This window comes from Clostridium tertium, from assembly GCF_902652255.1.
GTDB classification, from domain to species: domain Bacteria; phylum Bacillota; class Clostridia; order Clostridiales; family Clostridiaceae; genus Clostridium; species Clostridium tertium_A.
Map to the genome: position 1 here is coordinate 1 of NZ_CACRTO010000011.1, position 1,200 is coordinate 1,200.

A 1,200-nucleotide genomic window follows, 5' to 3' on the forward strand; every position below is an offset into this window, starting at 1 on the left:
AAACTAAATAATACCCCCTTAGAAAAGGAGAGAAGAACAATGAACAAGACTAATATAAAATGCCCACGCTGTCATTCTGATAAACTATATAAGTTTGGTTTTAATAAGCAGGCTAAACAAAAGTATCAATGTAAACAGTGTAATCGTCAGTTCGCCTTAGGCGACGGTGATGGACGTCCTAAACTAAATAATCCTAGATGTCCTAAGTGTGGTAAAGGAACCTACTTACACCATGCATACAAACATTACAATCGCTATAAATGCAATAACAAGAAGTGCAATCACATAATAGTTAAGCATCATACTACAAATATTGATATGGCATCCAGTGAATTAATTACCGGATCCCTTTCTATGAAAGGAATGCGTTTTTCACTACATATAATATTAACTGCATTAACATTATATTTTTTAAATAATTCATCAACAAGGGCTATTTCTCAATTCTTGATGATTAACTCTAGGATTAAAGTATCCCATGTTACTATAGCAAGTTGGACTAATAAATTTGCACCTTTCTTTAAACAAAAGGCTGATAAATTTAAGTCTAGTTTAAACTTACAATCTGACGATTGGCACGCTGATGAAACAGTAGTATTTATTAATGGTGAAAAATACTATCTATGGTTAGCTATTGATTCTGAAACTAGATTTATTCTAGCGTTTCATCTAACTAAGTCTAGAAGTTCTGATTCAGCTTATACACTAATAAATGAAGCTAAAAATTGTGGTGAACCAACTTACTTTATAACCGATAGATTACCTTCGTATAACGAAGCTGCCGCTACGGTATTACCTAATACCAAACACGTTCCTGTAGCACCTATGTCTAGCGATACAAATAACAATTTAATTGAGTCATTCAATAAGACTTTTAAAGCTTGGTATAAAGCTAAAAAAGGTTTTAACTCTTTTGAAAAGGCGAATAACTTAATTTACTTATTTATCTTTCACTATAACTTTATTAGACCACATGGATCATTAAATAACTTTACTCCAGCAGAAGTTGCCGGCTTCGCTAGCGATAGCTTTGCTAAAAATTCTTGGTTTTCAGCATCTTAATTAAACTTAATACCTTTATTTAACCTGCAAAAATCAATTTTATTGCAGGCTTGTTTGTCATGCAATAAAATATTCAAACTTATATAATTTTCAAAGAGCGAGCAATTCTATGAAAAATCAAGCTATTTTTTCATATCA

The 1,200-nt window shown here is 31.5% G+C and carries 1 protein-coding gene; it reads left to right on the plus strand.

Annotated elements, in window-relative coordinates:
• Positions 1-39 precede the first annotated feature (39 nt).
• Positions 40-1,062 (plus strand): IS6 family transposase, encoded by a 1,023-nt coding sequence (locus tag GPX08_RS04865; protein ID WP_156625719.1) that lies wholly within the window; start codon positions 40-42, stop codon positions 1,060-1,062.
• The last annotated feature ends 138 nt before the right edge of the window (positions 1,063-1,200 follow it).